We start from the raw sequence: 1,224 nt of genomic DNA on the forward strand, positions 1-1,224 counted from the left end.
TCCGTGACGACCACCCTCACGTCTCTATGGTGTCGGAGGTGCTGGCTCGGCTGGGATGACCCGGGCGCGAGTCGACACGCGCCCATGGTGCGAGACGCGTGCCGGTTCGATGTGTAGATCAGCGTTCGCCGAGGCAGGCGGTGAACATGGAGCCGGCCTAGACTGGCTGGCCGTGGGTGGTCGAATCCTCGCCACCCATCAGGTAGCCGGAGTGGCACGGATTGCGTCACCCAGAGCTCGGTCACTGCGGGTAGGAATCGAGAGCGGCGTTGGCATGCCTTTCGCTTTTCGGCGGCGCTTGTAGTGCAGAACACCGACCGCGCAGCACGTATCGCAGCCACAGAAAAATGGGAGAGGGCCTTCGCCCGCCACTACCGCTACGCCTTGGCCCAGACCCTGATCGAAGTGGTCTCAGGTATTGAGGAGCCGACGCTCCGGGATCTGCTCCGGCACGTCGGCGAGGGGGGCTACGACCTCGAGCTCAGGCCACCGCCCGTGGATCTCGGAACCCTGACCCGCAATCCAGGCCTGGGTCCCACGGTCCGCCAGGTGCTGGAGGTCCTCGATCTCCTTGGTCCCGATCCGCTCGAGCTGGCCCAGCGCGGGCCGGTTGCCTCGCGTCTTGATCGCCCGCTGTCCGAGTTCGTCCCGCTCAGCCTCCGAGCGCTCGGATGAGGGCCGCGCGGTCGTCGTCGGAGAGCTGGGTGGCGAGGGCGACAACGACCTCGAGCACGTCAGGACCGTCGAGCCGGCTGAGCAGGGTGGAGAGCACGGGGGCTGGGTCAGCCGCGGAACCGGGCCACTTGGCCTCGGACTCGAGGGCCTTGAGGCTCGCCGGCCACGCGTGGACCGCACCAGTTCCGTCTCGGTCGAATTCGTGGCTCACAAGCTCGGGAGGGTGGTGCCATGGGTGAGCGAGCCAGGAGCGGACGATCGCCCGCGCCAGCTTGGCTCCACTTCGCGTCGAGACGCCGCAGGCGATGGCGGCGTCGTCGAGCGCGCTCCGCTCGGCCTCGTACAGCTCGATGGTGTAGCGATGCCTGACGTCGGCGGGGGCGACGTCGGTGAGCGCTGTCTCGTCGAGGCCGAGGCCGTGTACGTCCGCGATGACGCAGGCGTGCTGCGCTTTCACGCCCTCTCCAATCCCAGCCCCGAGCAAGTCGCCGAGGTGGCCCGCTGGACACACCAGCGACTCGTCGGCGTGTGCGAGCGCCATGGTCGTTC

General features: G+C 68.3%; 2 protein-coding genes. One reads left to right on the plus strand and one right to left on the minus strand.

The features are described from left to right. The first annotated feature begins 384 nt into the window (after nucleotides 1–384). Nucleotides 385–675, plus strand: coding sequence for a hypothetical protein (locus tag DB30_RS40880; protein WP_052559538.1), 291 nt, complete (start codon nucleotides 385–387; stop codon nucleotides 673–675). Here the strand turns inward: DB30_RS40880 and DB30_RS40885 are convergent. Then, on the minus strand, nucleotides 653–1,224 hold a 572-nt coding region (locus tag DB30_RS40885), incomplete at its 5' end, for a hypothetical protein (RefSeq protein WP_205633223.1). The genes DB30_RS40880 and DB30_RS40885 overlap by 23 nt on opposite strands.

It is taken from the genome of Enhygromyxa salina (assembly GCF_000737335.2).
Lineage (GTDB): Bacteria > Myxococcota_A > Polyangia > Nannocystales > Nannocystaceae > Plesiocystis > Plesiocystis salina_C.